This window comes from Sphingomonas sp. GW821-FHT10C01 (assembly GCF_059415525.1).
Map to the genome: position 1 here is coordinate 252,592 of NZ_JBWKNK010000003.1, position 15,177 is coordinate 267,768.

A 15,177-nucleotide genomic window follows, 5' to 3' on the forward strand; every position below is an offset into this window, starting at 1 on the left:
TAATTGGCGGTCCGGCCCGCTTCGGCGGAGCCGAAACAAATCTAACGCCGCCTCTCCGGCACCTGCTGAACCACCGGTTCCAGCGGCGCAAACACCACACCGCCCCCGCTCACGACATCGCGCGTCTCGACCACCGGGATGATGACATCGTTGCTGGCAGTGACCTGATCGAACGCCCCGACCTGGAAGATCGCCGGATCGGTGCGCAGGAAAGGCGGCGGATCGGGCGCCTTCGCGATCTGCTCGGGCGGCAACGGGTCGGGCTGCAGTCGCGGCACCCCACGGCGCACGCGCGGATCCTCGATCTCGTAGTTCACCACGGACACCGGCGCACCCAGCTGCGTGATCTCAAACAGCCGCCGCGCGAATTCGCGCGGGAAACGAATGCAGCCATGCGATGCCGGATAGCCCGGCAGCACCCCGGCATGCAGCGCGATGCCGGTCCAGGTCAGCCGTTGCATGAACGGCATCGGCGCGTTGCTGTAGAGGTTGGAGCGATGGAATTCGCGCTTCTGCAGGATCGTGAACTCACCCGCCGGGGTCGATTTACCGCGCTTGCCGGTCGACACGGTCGATGCCGCGATCAGCACCCCATCGCGATAGACATAGGCGATCTGCCCCGGCAGGCTGATCAGGATCGAGACCGATTCCGGACCGCCGATCTTCTGGAACGCGCCTTCCTCCAGCCATGCCCATTGGCCGTTGCGCAGGACCAGCTCCTCGCTTCCGGCGGCACGGATCTGCTGGGCCGCGACGGGTGAGGCGGCGGCGAGCGCAAGGCCCAGACCACCCGCCAACATCGCCCGAATCCCCTTGTGCACGACCCTGATTCTCCGCCTCGACTCGCCGATGGTTAGCGTCATCTCAACCACGGGGTTGCCATGCGGTTCCCGGGTTTCAAAGCCGAATCCATCCGCGACCAGGTCCCGTTCCGGGTCGCACGGGAACGACAAGTCGAGCCACCGGCGGGGTGAATGGCTGTATTTTGGGGAACTTGTTCAGGGGAATCGGAAGATTCATTTGCTATATTCTAGCGCAGAGCGAGTTTTGATTGGGGCGCTACAGCGCATGAATGAACTGATCGACGCGGTGGCTTCGCGCCGCGCTTTCCTCAAGTCGGCGGCCGCGGTCGCGGGTACCGGTTTGCTTGCAGGCTGCGCCGCACGTAGCGTCACCACGGCCGCGGTTCCGGCGCCGGCCGCGCCGATCCCGGTTCTACCCCCGCCGGTCGCCACGCCGATCGTCCAGCCGGCGCGGGTCACCACCGCCCCGCGCGGAATCCGGCCCGAGCTGTTCGAGCGAGCAATGGCCGCGCTCCAGCGCCATGGCAGCCGCATCCGCCAGCAGGACCGGATCGCGATCGCCGATTTCTCGATGCCGTCCTCGCGGCTGCGCTTCCACTTCGTCGATCTGCACAATGGCGCGACGCGATCGATGCTCGTCTCGCACGGCATCGGATCGGACCCCGAACATACCGGAATGCTTCAGCGCTTCTCGAACGAGGTGAATTCGGAAGCGACCTGCGAAGGCGCGTTCCTCGCCTCCAACTACTATGTCGGCAAGCACCAGCTCTCGCAGCGGCTGATCGGGCTCGACGCCACCAACAACAACGCACTCGACCGCGCGATCGTGATCCACGCCGCCTGGTATTCGAACGCCGACATGATCGCGAAACACGGCAAGCTCGGCCGCAGCCAGGGCTGTTTCGCGGTCGGCCAGAACGAGCTGGACAAGGTCTTCACCTTGCTCGGCGAAGGCCGCATGATCTACGCCGAGAAGACCGCCTAGGCGTTAGTGGCGTGTTGGCCCGGTAGCGTTTAAAGCCGGGATCATGGCGAAGCATCCTTTCCACTCGATCCATTCGCACGGGCTGGTGCGCGTCGGCGCCTGCACCCCGCGCGCCACCGTTGGCGACATCGCCGCCAACACCGCGTCGCACATCGCGCTCGCGAAACAGGGTGACGAAGCGGGCGCCGATCTGCTGCTCTTCACCGAACTCGGCATCACCGGCTACGCGCTCGACGATCTGCACCTGCAGGACGCGGTGCTGCGCGCGACACGCCAGGGCCTGGCCGATCTGGTCGCCGCCAGCGCGAAGCTGCGGCCCGTGCTGGTCGTCGGCGCCGCGCTCGAACGCAACAACCGCCTCTACAATTGCGCCGTCGTCATCGCACGCGGCCGGCTGCTGGGCGTCGTCCCCAAGACCTTCCTGCCCAATTACCGCGAATATTATGAGAAGCGCTGGTTCGCCTCGGGCCTCGGCCTCTCGGGGGAGATCGAGCTGGCCGGGCAGACCGTCCCCTTCGGCCCGGACCTGATCTTCGCAGCCGACGACCTCCCCGATTTCACGTTCCATGCGGAGATTTGCGAGGATTTCTGGGCGCCGATCCCGCCGTCGACCTATGGCGCGCTCGCCGGTGCGACGATCCTCTGCAACCTCTCCGCCTCCAACGTCACGATCGGCAAGGCGCGTCAGCGCGCGATGCTGTGCGCGGCGCAGTCCGAACGCGCGGTCGCGGCCTATATCTTCTCCGCCTCGGGCCCCGGCGAAAGCACCACCGACCTCGCCTGGGACGGGCAGAGCCTGATCCATGAACTCGGCGATCTGCTCACCGCATCGCGCCGCTTCGACATCGACGAGGAGATCATCCTTGCCGATATCGATGTCGCGCGGATCCGGCAGGAGCGGATGCGCGTCGGCACCTTCAACGACAGCGCCGCCGCGCTCGGCCATCCCGAGACCGAATTCCGTCGCATCGGCTTCCGCCACGATCCCGGGTTCGACGATATCGGGCTGCAGCGGAAAGTCCGCCGCTACCCCTTCGTCCCCAACACCCCCGAACGGCTCGACGAGGATTGCTACGAAGCCTTCAACATCCAGGTCGAGGGGTTGCGCAAGCGCATCGAAGCGACGGGATCGCAACGGCTCGTCATCGGTATTTCGGGCGGCCTCGATTCCACGCACGCGCTGATCGTCGCGGCCAAGGCGATGGACCGGATCGGCCTGCCCCGCGCCAACATCCTCGGCTTCACCATGCCCGGCTTCGCGACGGGTGAGGGGACCAAGGCCAATGCCTGGGCGCTGATGAAGGCGCTGGGCATCACGGGCGAGGAAATCGACATCCGCCCCGCGGCGAACCAGCTGCTCACCGACATGGGTCACCCCTATGCCGATGGCGAGCCGGTCTATGACATCACGTTCGAGAATGTGCAGGCGGGCCTTCGCACCGACTATCTCTTCCGCCTGGCCAATCAGCGCGGCGCCTTCGTCGTCGGCACGGGCGACCTGTCCGAACTCGCGCTTGGCTGGTGCACCTATGGCGTCGGCGACCATATGTCGCATTACGCGGTCAATTCGGGCGTGCCCAAGACGCTGATCCAGTTCCTGATCCGCTGGTGCGTCGCGACGGACCAGTTCGATCCGGCGACCGACAAGGTGCTCGAAGCGATCCTCGCGCAGGAAATTTCGCCCGAGCTGGTTCCGGCCGGCGCCGACGGCGCGCTGCAGAGCACCGAGAGCAAGATCGGCCCCTACGCCCTCAATGACTTCTTCCTGCATTATACCGTGCGTCAGGGTGCCGCGCCCTCGAAGATCGCCTTTCTGGCCTGGCATGCGTGGAAGGATGCGGCAGCGGGCGAGTGGCCGCGCGGCATTCCGGCCGAAGCCCGTGCGCAATATGATCTCGCCACGATCCGCAGCTGGCTCGAGAAATTCCTGTTCCGCTTCTTCGTAACCAGCCAGTTCAAGCGCAGCGCGATCCCCAATGGCCCCAAGGTCTCCCCTGCCGGCGCGCTCAGCCCGCGCGGGGACTGGCGCGCGCCGTCGGATGGCACCGCCAAACCCTGGCTCGACGAACTGGACGCGAATCTCCCCAAGTGAAGCGCGTCCTTATCGTCCTGTTGCTGCTCGCGCTGGCTGTGCCGGTGTTCGGCTATATCAATGCCACCGCCGACCCGGTGGTGCGCCATGCCGATATCGGCCTTCGCGACTGGCCTGCCACCACCCCGCCGGTCCGCGTCGCGCTGCTCGCCGATGTGCATGTCCAGGGCCCAGACCTCAGCCCGGAGCGAATGGCGGGCATCGTCGAGCAGGTGAACGCGCAAAAGCCCGACCTCGTCCTGATCGCGGGCGACTTCAGCGGTGACCGGACGCTGCGGACGCGTCTCTACTCGGAAGACGAGATCGCCGCGTCGCTCAAGGGCCTCACGGCGCCGCTCGGCGTCTATGCCGTGCTCGGCAACCATGATCACTGGCGCGACGGGCCGGCGATGAAGCGCGCGGTCGCCGCCGCCGGCATCCCGGTTCTGGTCAATCAGGCGGTGCGCGCCGGGCCGCTCACCATCGCCGGGGCGGACGACATCCACACCCGTAACGCCGATATCGAAGCGCTGACCCGTTCCGCCGCCGCGCTGCCCGGCCCAGCGATCGTGCTGAGCCACAGCCCCGACATCGCCCCCACCCTTCCCCCGCAATTCGGACTGGTCTTGGCCGGTCACACGCATTGCGGCCAGATCGTGCTGCCGCTGGTCGGATACCTCGCGACCGCGTCGCGCTATGGCGAACGCTATGCCTGCGGGCTGGTACGCGAACCAGGCCGCACCACGATCGTCTCCGCCGGGATCGGCACCAGCGTTCTGCCCTTCCGTTTCGGCGCCCCACCCGATTTCTGGATCGTCACGCTCGGCCCTATCGCGCCCGCCGCATCCCCGCGCTAGGTTTCCGCCGCCCCATGGGCCGGCCGCGATTCGCGCGTGCCGTTGGGAGGGATGTTCCACATGAAGACTGCCCTGTTCGCCGCGCTCGCGGCCGTATCGCTCGCGCCTGCCGCCATGGCCCAGAATGGGGCTCCAGCCGCTCCGGCTCCTGCCGCAGCCGCCGCCAAGTTCAATCTCGAGACTCCGATCCAGGACATCGTCGCCGATGCCAAGGCGAAAGCCGCGCTCGAAGCCAATCTGCCCGGCATCAGCGCGCATGAATCCTATGAGATGTTCAAGGGCATGAGCCTCAAGCAGCTCGCCGGCTACGCCGCCGACAAGCTGACGCCGGAAGTACTCGCCAAGACCGAGAAGGATCTCGCCGCGGTCAAATGACCCGGCCGACCCCGGACCATCGCGTCCGGGGTCAGTCCCGCGGCCCGAAGTTGAGGAAGCGGGTCACGCGATAGTCGAGCACCGCCACCACGAGATACACCGCCGCCTGCTTGATCCGCGTCCACAGGCCGGTGCGGACCCGATTCAGCTCGGGCGTCACCTCAAGCGACCGCGCGACCTCCGCATCGACATAGGCGCGGACATGCGCCGCGAACGTCGCATCCTCGATCCGCAGCATCACCTCGAGATTGAGGAACAGGCTGCGCGTATCGAAATTGGCCGATCCGATCTGCACCGCGTCGTCGATCACGAACAATTTGGTATGCAGCTTCGTGGGCAGATACTCGAAAATCCGTACCCCCCGCCGCAGCAATCCTCGATAGGTGAAGCGCGCGGCATGGAGCGTCAGATAATTGTCGGTGACCGAGGGGACGATCACCCGCACCCGCCCCCCGCGCCGCGCCGCGCGGTCCAGCCGCATCAGCATCGCCGGGCTCGGAAAGAAATAGGCGGCAAGGATGTCGATCCGCCGCGCATGTTTGAGGTCGCGGCGCACCGCGCGCGCCCAGGGCGACAGCCGGCGTGTCGGCCCGCCGAGCAGCCAGCGCAGCTTGCCCGCGGGCTCGCTCCACTCGGCCAGCGCCTTGCGCAGCACCCGCAGCGGCGCGCGTGGCCGCTTCGCCCAGCGCCACAGCGCGTCGAAATAGCCGGCGAGCTGGGCCGCCTCCGGCCCCTCGACCAGCAGCCCCAGGTCGCGCCAGCCGGCCCGGCCCGGCCCTTCGAAATAATCATCCTGGATATTGAACCCGCCGATGATGATCCGCGCGTCCCCGGTCTCCGCGTCTGCCAGCGCCACCTTCTGGTGATTGCGCAGCAGATAGCGGCGCCCCAGCCGCGGCTCGAAGAAGCAGACCCTGCCCCCGGCTTCGCGGAGCGGCGCGAAAAAGTCGCGGTCATAGGCGGGATCGCTGCCAAGCCCGTCGACGATCAGCGTCACCTCGACCCCGCGCGCCGCCGCCGCCTCCAGCGCCGCGCGCACCCGCTCGCCCACGACATCGTCGGTATAGATATAGTAGAGCAGCCGCAGCGACCGCCGTGCCCGCGCGATCAGGTCGAGCAACGTATCCAGCCGGCGCGGGCCGGTGTCGAGCAGGGTCAGCCGGTTGCCGTCGACCGTGAACACCGGCTGTGGCGGCGGTTCGGCGGGCAGGCCGGGGGGAATCGCGGGTCGGATCGGGTCGGCCTGCTCCATCCCCCAACCGATTGCACCAGCCGCGCGGTGATCGCCAGCCCCGCAGTCCCGATTTTCTTGACTCTTTGAGGGGGCACCCCTAATTGGCCCCCTTTCCTGTATCTCTGCCCGAAGGAAGCGTTTCATGGCGCGCGTCACAGTCGAGGATTGCGTCGACAAGATCTCCAACCGGTTCGACCTGGTGTTGCTCGCTGCTCAGCGTGCGCGTCAGATCTCGGGCGGCGCCGAGCTGACGCTTGAGCGCGATCGCGATAAGAACCCGGTCGTCGCGCTGCGCGAGATCGCCGAAGAGACCGTCCGTCCGGATAATCTGGAAGAGTCGCTGGTCGGCAGCCTGCAGCGCGTGCAGATCGACGACGAGGAAGCGCCGGACGAAGTCGGCTCGCTCGCCGCGTCGGCCGAGGCGCTTCGCCTCACTGCCGCCGCGCCGCCGCGCAACCAGAATCTGGGCGCCGACTACGACGGTTGATCCGTTTCGGATGCAATTGACGAACAACGAACGCCGGAATCCCCAGGGATTCCGGCGTTTTCGTTTTTGCGAATCATCGCAGCCACTTGATCCTTATTCCTCCGAATCGGACAATCGCTGATCCGACTCGGGGGAGGGGGAACAGGGTTGCCTGACGTCGACGCGATCATTTCGGCGATCGATGCCGTTGCGCGCGAGGCGATTTTGTTCGCCGCGATCGGATTCCTGATCGGCGGCCTCGACGATCTGATGGTCGATCTCACCTATTTCGGATCGCGGTTGCGGCGATGGTGGCGGCCCGAACCGCAACGCGCGCCGCGACGCGACGGGGGCGGCATGGCGGTGTTCGTTGCCGCCTGGGACGAGGCGCGGGTGATCGGCCCGATGCTGCACACCGCGCTCGCACGCTATGTCTATGCCGACTACCGCATCTATGTCGGCGTCTATCCGAATGATCCCGCGACCCTCGCCGCGGTCACCGACGTCGCCGCCACGGATGCGCGCGTCCGGATCGTCATCAACCCACTGCCCGGCCCGACGACCAAGGCCGACTGCCTCAACGCCGTCTGGCGCGCATTGCTGCGCGACGAAGCGGACGAAGGCCCGGCCCGCGCGATCGTGCTGCACGATGCCGAGGATGTGGTGCACCCTGACGAGCTTGGCGTGATGGCCGCATGGCTGGCCGATCATCAGGCGGTCCAGATCCCCGTCCTCCCGCTCCCCGATCCGCGCTCGCCGTTGATCGCCGGCCATTATCTCGACGAATTCGCCGAGGCGCATGCCAAGAACCTCGCGGTGCGCGAGGCGCTGGGCGCGGCGCTTCCCTTTGCCGGGGTCGGCTGCGCGATCGACCGAACGCTGCTCGAACGCATCGCAGCGGCGCGCGGCGGGTGCCCGTTCGACGAATCGAGCCTGACCGAGGACTATGAGCTGGGCCTGACCGTCGCGGCGATGGGCGGACGGACCAAGCTCGCACGCGCCTATGACCGCAACGGTGACCTCGTTGCCGTCCGTGCCTATTTCCCGGCGTCGTTGCGTGCGGCGGTCCGGCAAAAGGCGCGCTGGATGACCGGGATCGCGCTTGCAGGATGGGACCGGACCGGCTGGGCACGCGGCGGTTCGATTGGCGAACATTGGATGCGGATGCGCGACCGGCGCGCGACGCTGGCGATTCCCGTCCTCGCCATCGCCTATCTCGCGCTCCTCGCCTGGGGGTTGTCGCTCGGCATCCACCTCATGACCGGAATCCCTTTGCCCGCGCTGGACAGCGCACCGGCGACATTGCTGGCGGTGAACCTTGTGCTGCTCGGCTGGCGGATTGCGATGCGGCTGGGATTCACCGCCCATGCCTTCGGGCCGGTCGAGGCGCTGCTGTCACTCCCCCGGCTGTTCGTCGCCAACCTGGTCGCGCTCCTCGCGGCACGGCGCGCGATCACGATCTATCTGCCCACATTGCGCGGCAAACGGCCGGTATGGGAGAAGACCGAACATCATTTCCCCGAACCCGGCGAAAGCGGCGCCGCGTGAACGGCCGGGGGCGCCCGCTGCGTTTCGTCGCGCTGGTGGCCATCGGCTGGGCGAGTACGCGGACGATCATGCTCTGGCCCGAAGGCGCGACGCTGCCCCAGGCGATCGAGGCCGCCTTCCCCCTGCTCCCCGCACAGGCGGCCACCGCGCCGGCCCCACGCCGCAACCTGCCGGCGGCGCAGCCCCGCGCACCCATCGCGATGGCGGTCCCCAGCGCTCAGTTCATCGCCACCGGCCCCGCAGTGCGACCCGCCGATCCCGCACGTGCCAACCTTGCGATGCTCGGGCTGATCGGCTTCGGGCGCGAGGAGATTCTTGGGGTCCCGCCCGGCGCGCTACCCCGCCCCGCGCCGCCCGCTTCGCTCCCGCACGCCGCTCAGCCTTCGCGCTGGTCGGCCAGCGCCTGGCTGATCACTCGGCGCGGGAGTTCGGCGAGCGGACCGATGCTCGGCGGCGACCAGGCGGGGTTGCGCATCGCCTATCATCCGGGAAGCGGGCGCATCGCCCTGTTCGCACGGCTGACCGCCCCGCTCGCCGGTCGGGGTAGCGAGGCCGCCGCCGGCATCGAGTGGCAGCCGACCGCCGCGCCGGTCCGCGTCGTCGCCGAATATCGCGCGGGCCTGGACGGAACGCCCGGCGGCCCGGCGGTGGGCGTGGTTGCGGGCATCCATGCGGTGCCGCTCCCACTCGACTTCAGTCTCGAAGCCTATGGCCAGGCGGGTGTCATCGCCCGTACGCGCATCGATCCCTTTGCCGATGGCGCGCTGCGCATCACGCGTCAGATCGCCACCGCCGGCAGCGCCCGGATCGATGTGGGCGCGGGGGTGTGGGGCGCGGCACAGCGTGGCGCCGCACGGCTCGATGTCGGTCCCAGCGCGATCGCCAGCGTACCCGTCGGCGACAATGCGCTACGGGTCGCGATCGACTGGCGCGAGCGTGTCGCGGGGGACGCCCGCCCCGGTTCCGGCCCCGCGCTCAGCCTGGGCGCCGACTTCTAGCAAGTTTTCGCGTCCATCCGCCTTCCGCACGCCCCATTGAGGGTCTAGGCATAGCCTGCCCATGGATCTCTACCTCCCCATCGCCAATCTTTCGGTCAACGCGGTCGTGATCGTGATGCTGGGGCTGGGCGTCGGGCTGTTGTCGGGCATGTTCGGCGTCGGCGGCGGGTTCCTCACCACGCCGTTGCTGATCGTCTATGGCATCCCGCCCACCGTCGCCGCCGCCTCCTCCGCCAGCCAGGTCACCGGAGCGAGCGTGTCGGGCGTGTTCGCGCACCTGCGCCGGCAGGGCGTCGACCTTCACATGGGCGCGGTGCTGATCGCCGGCGGCGTGCTCGGATCGGGGGCCGGGGCATTGCTGTTCAAGCTGCTTCAGGCGAGCGGGCAGATCGATACCGTCATCGCGATCCTCTATGTCCTGATGCTCGGCTCGATCGGCTGGCTGATGCTCTCGGAATCGCTGGGCGCGATCCGTGCGCAACGCGCCGGTTCCGCGCCCAAGGCGAAACGACGGCGCCACCACCCGATGGTCGCCGCGCTGCCGCTGCGCTGGCGCTTCTACCGCTCGGGCCTCTACATCTCTCCACTCGCGCCGCTGCTGCTCGGCTTCGCGACCGGCATCCTGACCATGCTGCTCGGCGTCGGCGGCGGGTTCATCCTGATCCCGGCGATGCTCTATCTGCTCGGCATGCCGGCACAGGTCGTGGTCGGCACCTCGCTGTTCCAGATCCTGTTCGTCAGCGCCGCGGCGACGATGGTTCACTCGGTCACGACCAAGGCGGTCGACATCGTCCTTGCCGTGCTGCTGCTGCTCGGATCGGTGGTCGGCGCTCAGCTCGGCGCGCGCTTCGCGGCCAAGGCCAAGCCCGAATATCTCCGCCTCGTCCTCGCCGTGATGGTGCTGCTCGTAGCACTGCGTATGGTGCTCGGCCTCGCCTGGCGCCCCGACGAGATCTTCACGGTGACGCCGGGGTGAAGAAGCTCACCCTCATCCTGGCGCTCGCCGCGCCGCTGCTGATGGGTCAGGCCAAGCCGGTCCTCGTCCCCGACGTTTCGCAGCGCGAGATCGAGATCGCCTATTCGTTCACCGGGGCCGACCTGCTGCTGTTCGGCGCGATCGTCCATGCCGGGGGCAGCGCCGCGCAGCCCGGCGAGCCGCCCGCCGACATCGTCGTTGTGGTGAAGGGGCCGACCGAATCGGTGCTGGTGCGCGAGAAGCAGAAGATCGCCGGCATCTGGGTCAATGCCGACCGCACCCGCTACCGCTCGGCCCCCTCCTTCTACGCGGTCGCCTCCTCGCGCCCGATCCGCGACATCGTCGACGCGCGGACCCGTGCTATCTATGAGCTTGGCCTGGACAGTCTTCAGCTCTCCCCCGCTTCGGGCGCGGTTCCGGCGGTGCAGGCGCGCTTCGACGCGGGGTTGGTCGATCTCAAGAAGCGGACCGGCCTCTATTACGAGGCGCCCGGTACGGTCGAGATTTCGGACGGCGTCCTCTATCGCGGCCGGGTCAACATCCCCGCTCGCGTGCCCGTCGGCCGCTTCACCGCCGAAACCTTCCTGATCCGTGACGGCCGCGTGCTCGCCGCCGCGGTGCGGGAGATCGACATCCGCAAATCGGGCTTCGAACGCTGGGTCGCGCGCGCCGCGGAAAAATCCTCGATACTCTACGGCATGGCCGCCGTGCTGCTCTCGGTCTTCTTCGGTTGGGCGGCGGGCGCGATCTGGCGGCGCTTCTAGGGACCGCAACCTAAAACGCTCCACGCGAACCCATTATTTACCTTGAATGCTCCATATCCGTGCGGTTGAACCGGGGGAGCTTGCCTTGACGACCGAGGATATGGGCGGACAGAATTTCGACACGATCCGTCCCGCGTCCCACGCGGCGGCGCCCGGTGGTGGTGCGTCGGCGAGCAGCATGGGCGCCGTGTTCGCGATCGGTGGCGCGTCGAGCGAGGTCGTTTTCGATCCCACCGCCCTCGAGCATTTCTCCACCAGCGCCGATCCAGCGATCGCCAATGCCGGCACCGTAGGTAGCCAGGTGAAGATGCGGTCCGGTTCGTCCTGGCTCGTCGCGAGCGTCCGTTCGTTGCGCTACGATGACCAGAACGGCCGCATCGTCGCCCAGGTCGACTTCCTTGGCGAGGGCGTCGAGGAAAAGCTGACCGGGAAGCTGTATGGCTTCCGCCGCGGCGTGACACGCTACCCGTCCCCCGGCACGAACGTCTTCCCCGTATCGACCGCTGACCTGCGCCAGATCTACGCCGCCGACGACCGCCCGCATATCGAAGTGGGCAATGTCTACCCGACCAAGGAAATCCGCGCCGCGCTCTATATCGACGCGATGCTGGGCAAGCATTTCGCGCTGCTCGGCTCGACCGGTACCGGCAAGTCGACCAGCGCCGCGCTGATCCTCCACCGTATCTGCGAACTCGCGCCGCAGGGCCATGTTGTGATGATCGACCCGCACGGCGAATATTCGGCGGCGTTCAAGACCAACGGCGCGCTGTTCGACGTGTCGAACCTTGCCATGCCCTATTGGCTGATGAACTTCGAAGAGCATTGCGAGGTCTTCCTGACCACCGAAGGCTCGGACCGCCAGATCGATGGCGATATTCTCGCCAAGTGCATCCTGATGGCGAAGCAGAAGAATCGGCTCGCCGCCGAGTTCGGCAAGCTCACCGTCGACGCTCCGATCCCCTATCTCCTGTCCGATCTCACCACGATCATCCAGAACGAGATGGGCAAGATGGACAAGGCGACCGACACCGCCCCCTATCTGCGCCTCAAGGGCAAGATCGACGAGATCAAGACCGATCCGCGCTATGCCTTCATGTTCTCGGGCATGCTGGTCGCGGATACGATGGCAAGCTTCATCAGCCGCGTCTTCCGCCTGCCCGGCGACGGCAAGCCGATCTCGATCATCGACGTGTCGGGCGTGCCGTCCGAAATCACGTCCGTCGTGGTGGCCGTTCTGAGCCGCATGGTGTTCGACTATGCGATCTGGTCGCGCGGCGAATCGCAGCGCCCGATCCTGCTCGTCTGCGAAGAGGCGCACCGCTACGTGCCCAATGAGCGCAACGCCGACGGCTCCTCGGTCGGCCGCATCCTCAGCCGGATCGCCAAGGAAGGCCGTAAATACGGCGTCTCGCTGGGCCTGATCACCCAGCGCCCGTCGGACCTGGCCGAAGGCGTGCTATCGCAGTGCGGCACGATCATCGCGATGCGCCTCAACAACGACCGCGACCAGGCGTTTGTCCGCGCCGCCATGCCCGAAGGCGCGCGCGGCTTCCTCGATTCGATCCCCGCGCTGCGTAACCGTGAGGCGATCATGGTCGGCGAAGGCGTCGCCACCCCGGTCCGCGTCGCCTTCGATTCGCTTGAGGAAGCGAAGCGGCCCGCATCCAGCGATCCGCTGTTCTCGGAACTTTGGCGCCATTCCGGGGGAGAAGACGCCAGCCTGGAGCGCATCATCAAGCGCTGGCGTTCCCAGGGGCGTTAGTTTGTCTCAGCGTCGCTGAACTGCGCCAATGGCGCATTCTCAAATAGAGCCCTTCGGGATCGGTAAAACGAAACGCTCCGGCGCCAGCGCCTCGCCGCGGGTGAACGCCGCCTGCCGCACCGCGCCGCGAAACGGGCTGACCTTGTTCATCCGCATGCCGACCGACGCCCGGCCCGGCCCCTGCGGCGTGAAGGCCAGCGCGGCCTCGGCCTGCAGCGCGCCATTCACGAAGGCGCGATAGGTCGTCCCGTCATAGCTTTGCGCGACATGATGCCAGCGGCCGACGGGGAAGCGCTTTTCCGGCACGATCAGCGGCTGGCGATAGCCGGGGCCAAGGATGAAGGTGTCGAGATACCATTCGCTCCCCTCGACCCGGATCTCGAACAGCATCCGCGTACCGGTCTTTGCGGTCGGGTCAGCGTTCGCACCGCTCTCGAGATGGAACCAACGCTGTTCGAACGCGCCGCCATCGGGACGGAACAGCGCCTCGAAGGTGAAGCGCGCCGCACCCGCCAGCGGATGCCGGTCAAGGAACAGCACATCGTTCGCGCCATCGAACGCCACTGATTTGCCCAGCGGACTGTCGATCAGCTTCGGCTCACCTTCGATCCGGGGCTTCAAACCGCCGATCCGGCTGAGCGAATCGAACGTCCAGATCTCGGGATCGCCCCCCTTCGCCGCAGCGGGCGACAGGCTGGCGAGCAGCGCGCCGCCGCCACCGATCAACACTGTCCGGCGATCAGTTCGCACCGGCGCCGTCGTTCTCGGTCTTCCTGTTGCGCGCCCCGCCCACCGGCACCGCCAGCAACTGGGCGAGCTTGGCCTTGAACTCGCGCAGATCGCCGCCGCTCAGCGCCTGGACGACCGAGAAGGAGACCGAGCGCGGATTGATCGCGACGCCGTTGCGGTAGAGTTCGTAATGAAGATGCGGTCCAGTCGAGATGCCGGTCGATCCGACATAGCCGATCACCTGCCCGCGCGTGACGCGCTGACCGCCGCTCACCGCGATCCGGCTCATATGGCCATAGCCGCTGCCCATGCCGCCGCTGTGATTGAGCCGCACGAAATTACCGTAACCGCCGTTGCGTCCGGCAAAGGCGACGGTGCCGTCGTTGGCCGCGCGGATCGGCGAGCCATAGCCCGCCGCGATGTCGAGCCCCTTGTGCATGCGGGAGAAGCCCAGCACCGGGTGGCGCCGCAGCCCGAAACCCGAGCTGATCCGGCCCGCCGCAGGCATCGCCATCTGCCCCTTGCGCTCGCCGGTGCCGCGGCCGTCATACCAGGTGGTGCGGCCATCCTCTTCCCAGCGGACCAGCTGCAGCTTCCCCGCGCCGCCGTTCAACCCGGCATAAAGGAGGTTGCCCATCTGCACCTCGCCGGTCGCGGCCTTGGCCTGTTCGACGATGATATCGAACTCGCTGTCGGCGCCGACGCGGCCGATCGGCACGCGCGTCGCGATCGATCGGATATAGGCCTCGACCGCCTTGGCCGGAACGCCGGCGGCCCGCGCCGAGCGATAAAGACTGTCGCCCACCCGACCACGGATCCGCAGCGGGGTATGGTCGATCGCGATCGGGATTTCATGGAGCGCAAGGCCGCCGCCGCTGCGCACCAGTTCGAGGCTGAGATCGAAGCGCGCGCGGAACGCCAGCTTTTCGAGCGGGCGCGGCTGCGCCTTGTCCATGCGCCGCCCCAGCGTCAGGTCGAGCTGGGTGCCGGACTTGAGATCGCCCAGCGATACCGCGCCCGCGACCAGATTGGCGGCCCGCGCCGCGTCGGCGCTACCCACGCCCGATCGAGTCAACGCCGCCTGCAACGCGCCTCCGCCGCCCAATGTCACCGTGCTCTGAAGGATCGGTCGCTCGGGCGTGTCAGTCAGATTGGCGACCAGATTGGTCGCGCCAAGCTTGGTGCCGGTCGTCGATCCGGCCGCCAGCGGTGCGATCGCCTGTGCATGCGCGATATCGGCATCGGCGCCGGTCAGCGCGGCGGGGACATTGGCATAGATCGGCCGCTCGAATCCGGGCGAAAGCAGCACCGCCAGGGTGCACAGGCCGCCGCAAGTCACGACGCCGCGGAACCATTCGCCGCTGCCGATGCGTGAGCCAAGGTCGGGAACAAGGTCGAAATCGGGAAACCGCTCACGGAACCGGTCGGCCAGCGTGGTCTTCCGGATCACGAGCGCGCGACCGAACGAGCGCGCATTGGCGCCGCCCGCTTGCTCCACCCCATGATCATTGCGCAAAAACAAGGTGCGCCGTCCCCAACCCCGTCGCCACCAGCCACCTGGCGGCTTGTTGGAATCGTTGTGGAACCGAGTCCCTAAAGTCAAATTAAG

At 67.4% G+C, this 15,177-nt stretch carries 14 protein-coding genes; 10 read left to right on the forward strand and 4 right to left on the reverse strand.

What is annotated here, in order from left to right; translation table 11 throughout:
• Positions 1 to 41 precede the first annotated feature (41 nt).
• Positions 42 to 800 carry a L,D-transpeptidase family protein gene (locus AC07M1_RS15115; protein WP_495163449.1) on the reverse strand — a complete coding sequence of 253 codons (759 nt, stop codon included), beginning with the start codon at positions 798 to 800 and terminating at the stop codon, positions 42 to 44.
• Between the two features lie 268 nt (positions 801 to 1,068).
• Between AC07M1_RS15115 and AC07M1_RS15120 the strand changes: the two genes are divergently transcribed.
• The 4 genes from AC07M1_RS15120 to AC07M1_RS15135 are packed head-to-tail and all read left to right on the forward strand — an operon-like array spanning position 1,069 to position 5,091.
• Positions 1,069 to 1,788: a murein L,D-transpeptidase catalytic domain-containing protein gene (locus AC07M1_RS15120; protein WP_495163450.1), complete on the forward strand. Its 720-nt coding sequence runs from the start codon at positions 1,069 to 1,071 to the stop codon at positions 1,786 to 1,788.
• Positions 1,789 to 1,831: 43 nt separating this feature from the next.
• A complete protein-coding gene (locus AC07M1_RS15125) occupies positions 1,832 to 3,880 on the forward strand; it encodes an NAD(+) synthase (protein ID WP_495163451.1) in 2,049 nt (682 codons plus the stop codon).
• Positions 3,877 to 4,716 (forward strand): metallophosphoesterase, encoded by an 840-nt coding sequence (locus AC07M1_RS15130; protein ID WP_495163452.1) that lies wholly within the window; start codon positions 3,877 to 3,879, stop codon positions 4,714 to 4,716. The genes AC07M1_RS15125 and AC07M1_RS15130 overlap by 4 nt, the downstream gene beginning before the upstream one ends.
• 60 nt (positions 4,717 to 4,776) lie before the next feature.
• A complete protein-coding gene (locus tag AC07M1_RS15135) occupies positions 4,777 to 5,091 on the forward strand; it encodes a hypothetical protein (protein ID WP_495163453.1) in 315 nt (104 codons plus the stop codon).
• Between the two features lie 31 nt (positions 5,092 to 5,122).
• On the opposite strand, the gene AC07M1_RS15140 is transcribed toward AC07M1_RS15135, so the two are convergent.
• On the reverse strand, positions 5,123 to 6,343 hold the full coding sequence (locus AC07M1_RS15140; RefSeq protein ID WP_495163454.1) for a phospholipase D-like domain-containing protein: 1,221 nt from the start codon (positions 6,341 to 6,343) through the stop codon (positions 5,123 to 5,125).
• 124 nt (positions 6,344 to 6,467) lie between these two features.
• Between AC07M1_RS15140 and rpoZ the strand changes: the two genes are divergently transcribed.
• The 6 genes from rpoZ (at position 6,468) to AC07M1_RS15170 (ending at position 12,839) form a co-directional block, all read left to right on the forward strand.
• Entirely contained in the window at positions 6,468 to 6,812 is a 345-nt protein-coding gene (rpoZ, locus tag AC07M1_RS15145) for a DNA-directed RNA polymerase subunit omega (RefSeq protein ID WP_495163455.1), read from the forward strand.
• A gap of 147 nt (positions 6,813 to 6,959) precedes the next feature.
• Positions 6,960 to 8,339 carry a glycosyl transferase family protein gene (locus AC07M1_RS15150; RefSeq protein ID WP_495163456.1) on the forward strand — a complete coding sequence of 460 codons (1,380 nt, stop codon included), beginning with the start codon at positions 6,960 to 6,962 and terminating at the stop codon, positions 8,337 to 8,339.
• Positions 8,336 to 9,337 (forward strand): hypothetical protein, encoded by a 1,002-nt coding sequence (locus AC07M1_RS15155; RefSeq protein ID WP_495163457.1) that lies wholly within the window; start codon positions 8,336 to 8,338, stop codon positions 9,335 to 9,337. Before AC07M1_RS15150 ends, AC07M1_RS15155 begins: the two co-directional genes overlap by 4 nt.
• 61 nt (positions 9,338 to 9,398) lie before the next feature.
• A complete protein-coding gene (locus AC07M1_RS15160) occupies positions 9,399 to 10,313 on the forward strand; it encodes a sulfite exporter TauE/SafE family protein (RefSeq protein WP_495163458.1) in 915 nt (304 codons plus the stop codon).
• Between the two features lie 41 nt (positions 10,314 to 10,354).
• Positions 10,355 to 11,077, forward strand: a complete 723-nt coding sequence (locus tag AC07M1_RS15165) for a TIGR02186 family protein (protein ID WP_495163567.1) — start codon at positions 10,355 to 10,357, stop codon at positions 11,075 to 11,077.
• A 178-nt stretch (positions 11,078 to 11,255) separates the two neighbouring features.
• Positions 11,256 to 12,839: an ATP-binding protein gene (locus tag AC07M1_RS15170; protein WP_495163568.1), complete on the forward strand. Its 1,584-nt coding sequence runs from the start codon at positions 11,256 to 11,258 to the stop codon at positions 12,837 to 12,839.
• Between the two features lie 39 nt (positions 12,840 to 12,878).
• Here the strand turns inward: AC07M1_RS15170 and AC07M1_RS15175 are convergent, their stop codons facing one another.
• Together AC07M1_RS15175 and AC07M1_RS15180 are read right to left on the reverse strand one after the other, a co-directional pair.
• A complete protein-coding gene (locus AC07M1_RS15175) occupies positions 12,879 to 13,568 on the reverse strand; it encodes a LamG-like jellyroll fold domain-containing protein (RefSeq protein WP_495163459.1) in 690 nt (229 codons plus the stop codon).
• Positions 13,569 to 13,578: 10 nt separating this feature from the next.
• Positions 13,579 to 15,066, reverse strand: a complete 1,488-nt coding sequence (locus AC07M1_RS15180) for a M23 family metallopeptidase (protein WP_495163460.1) — start codon at positions 15,064 to 15,066, stop codon at positions 13,579 to 13,581.
• Between the last annotated feature and the right edge of the window lie 111 nt (positions 15,067 to 15,177).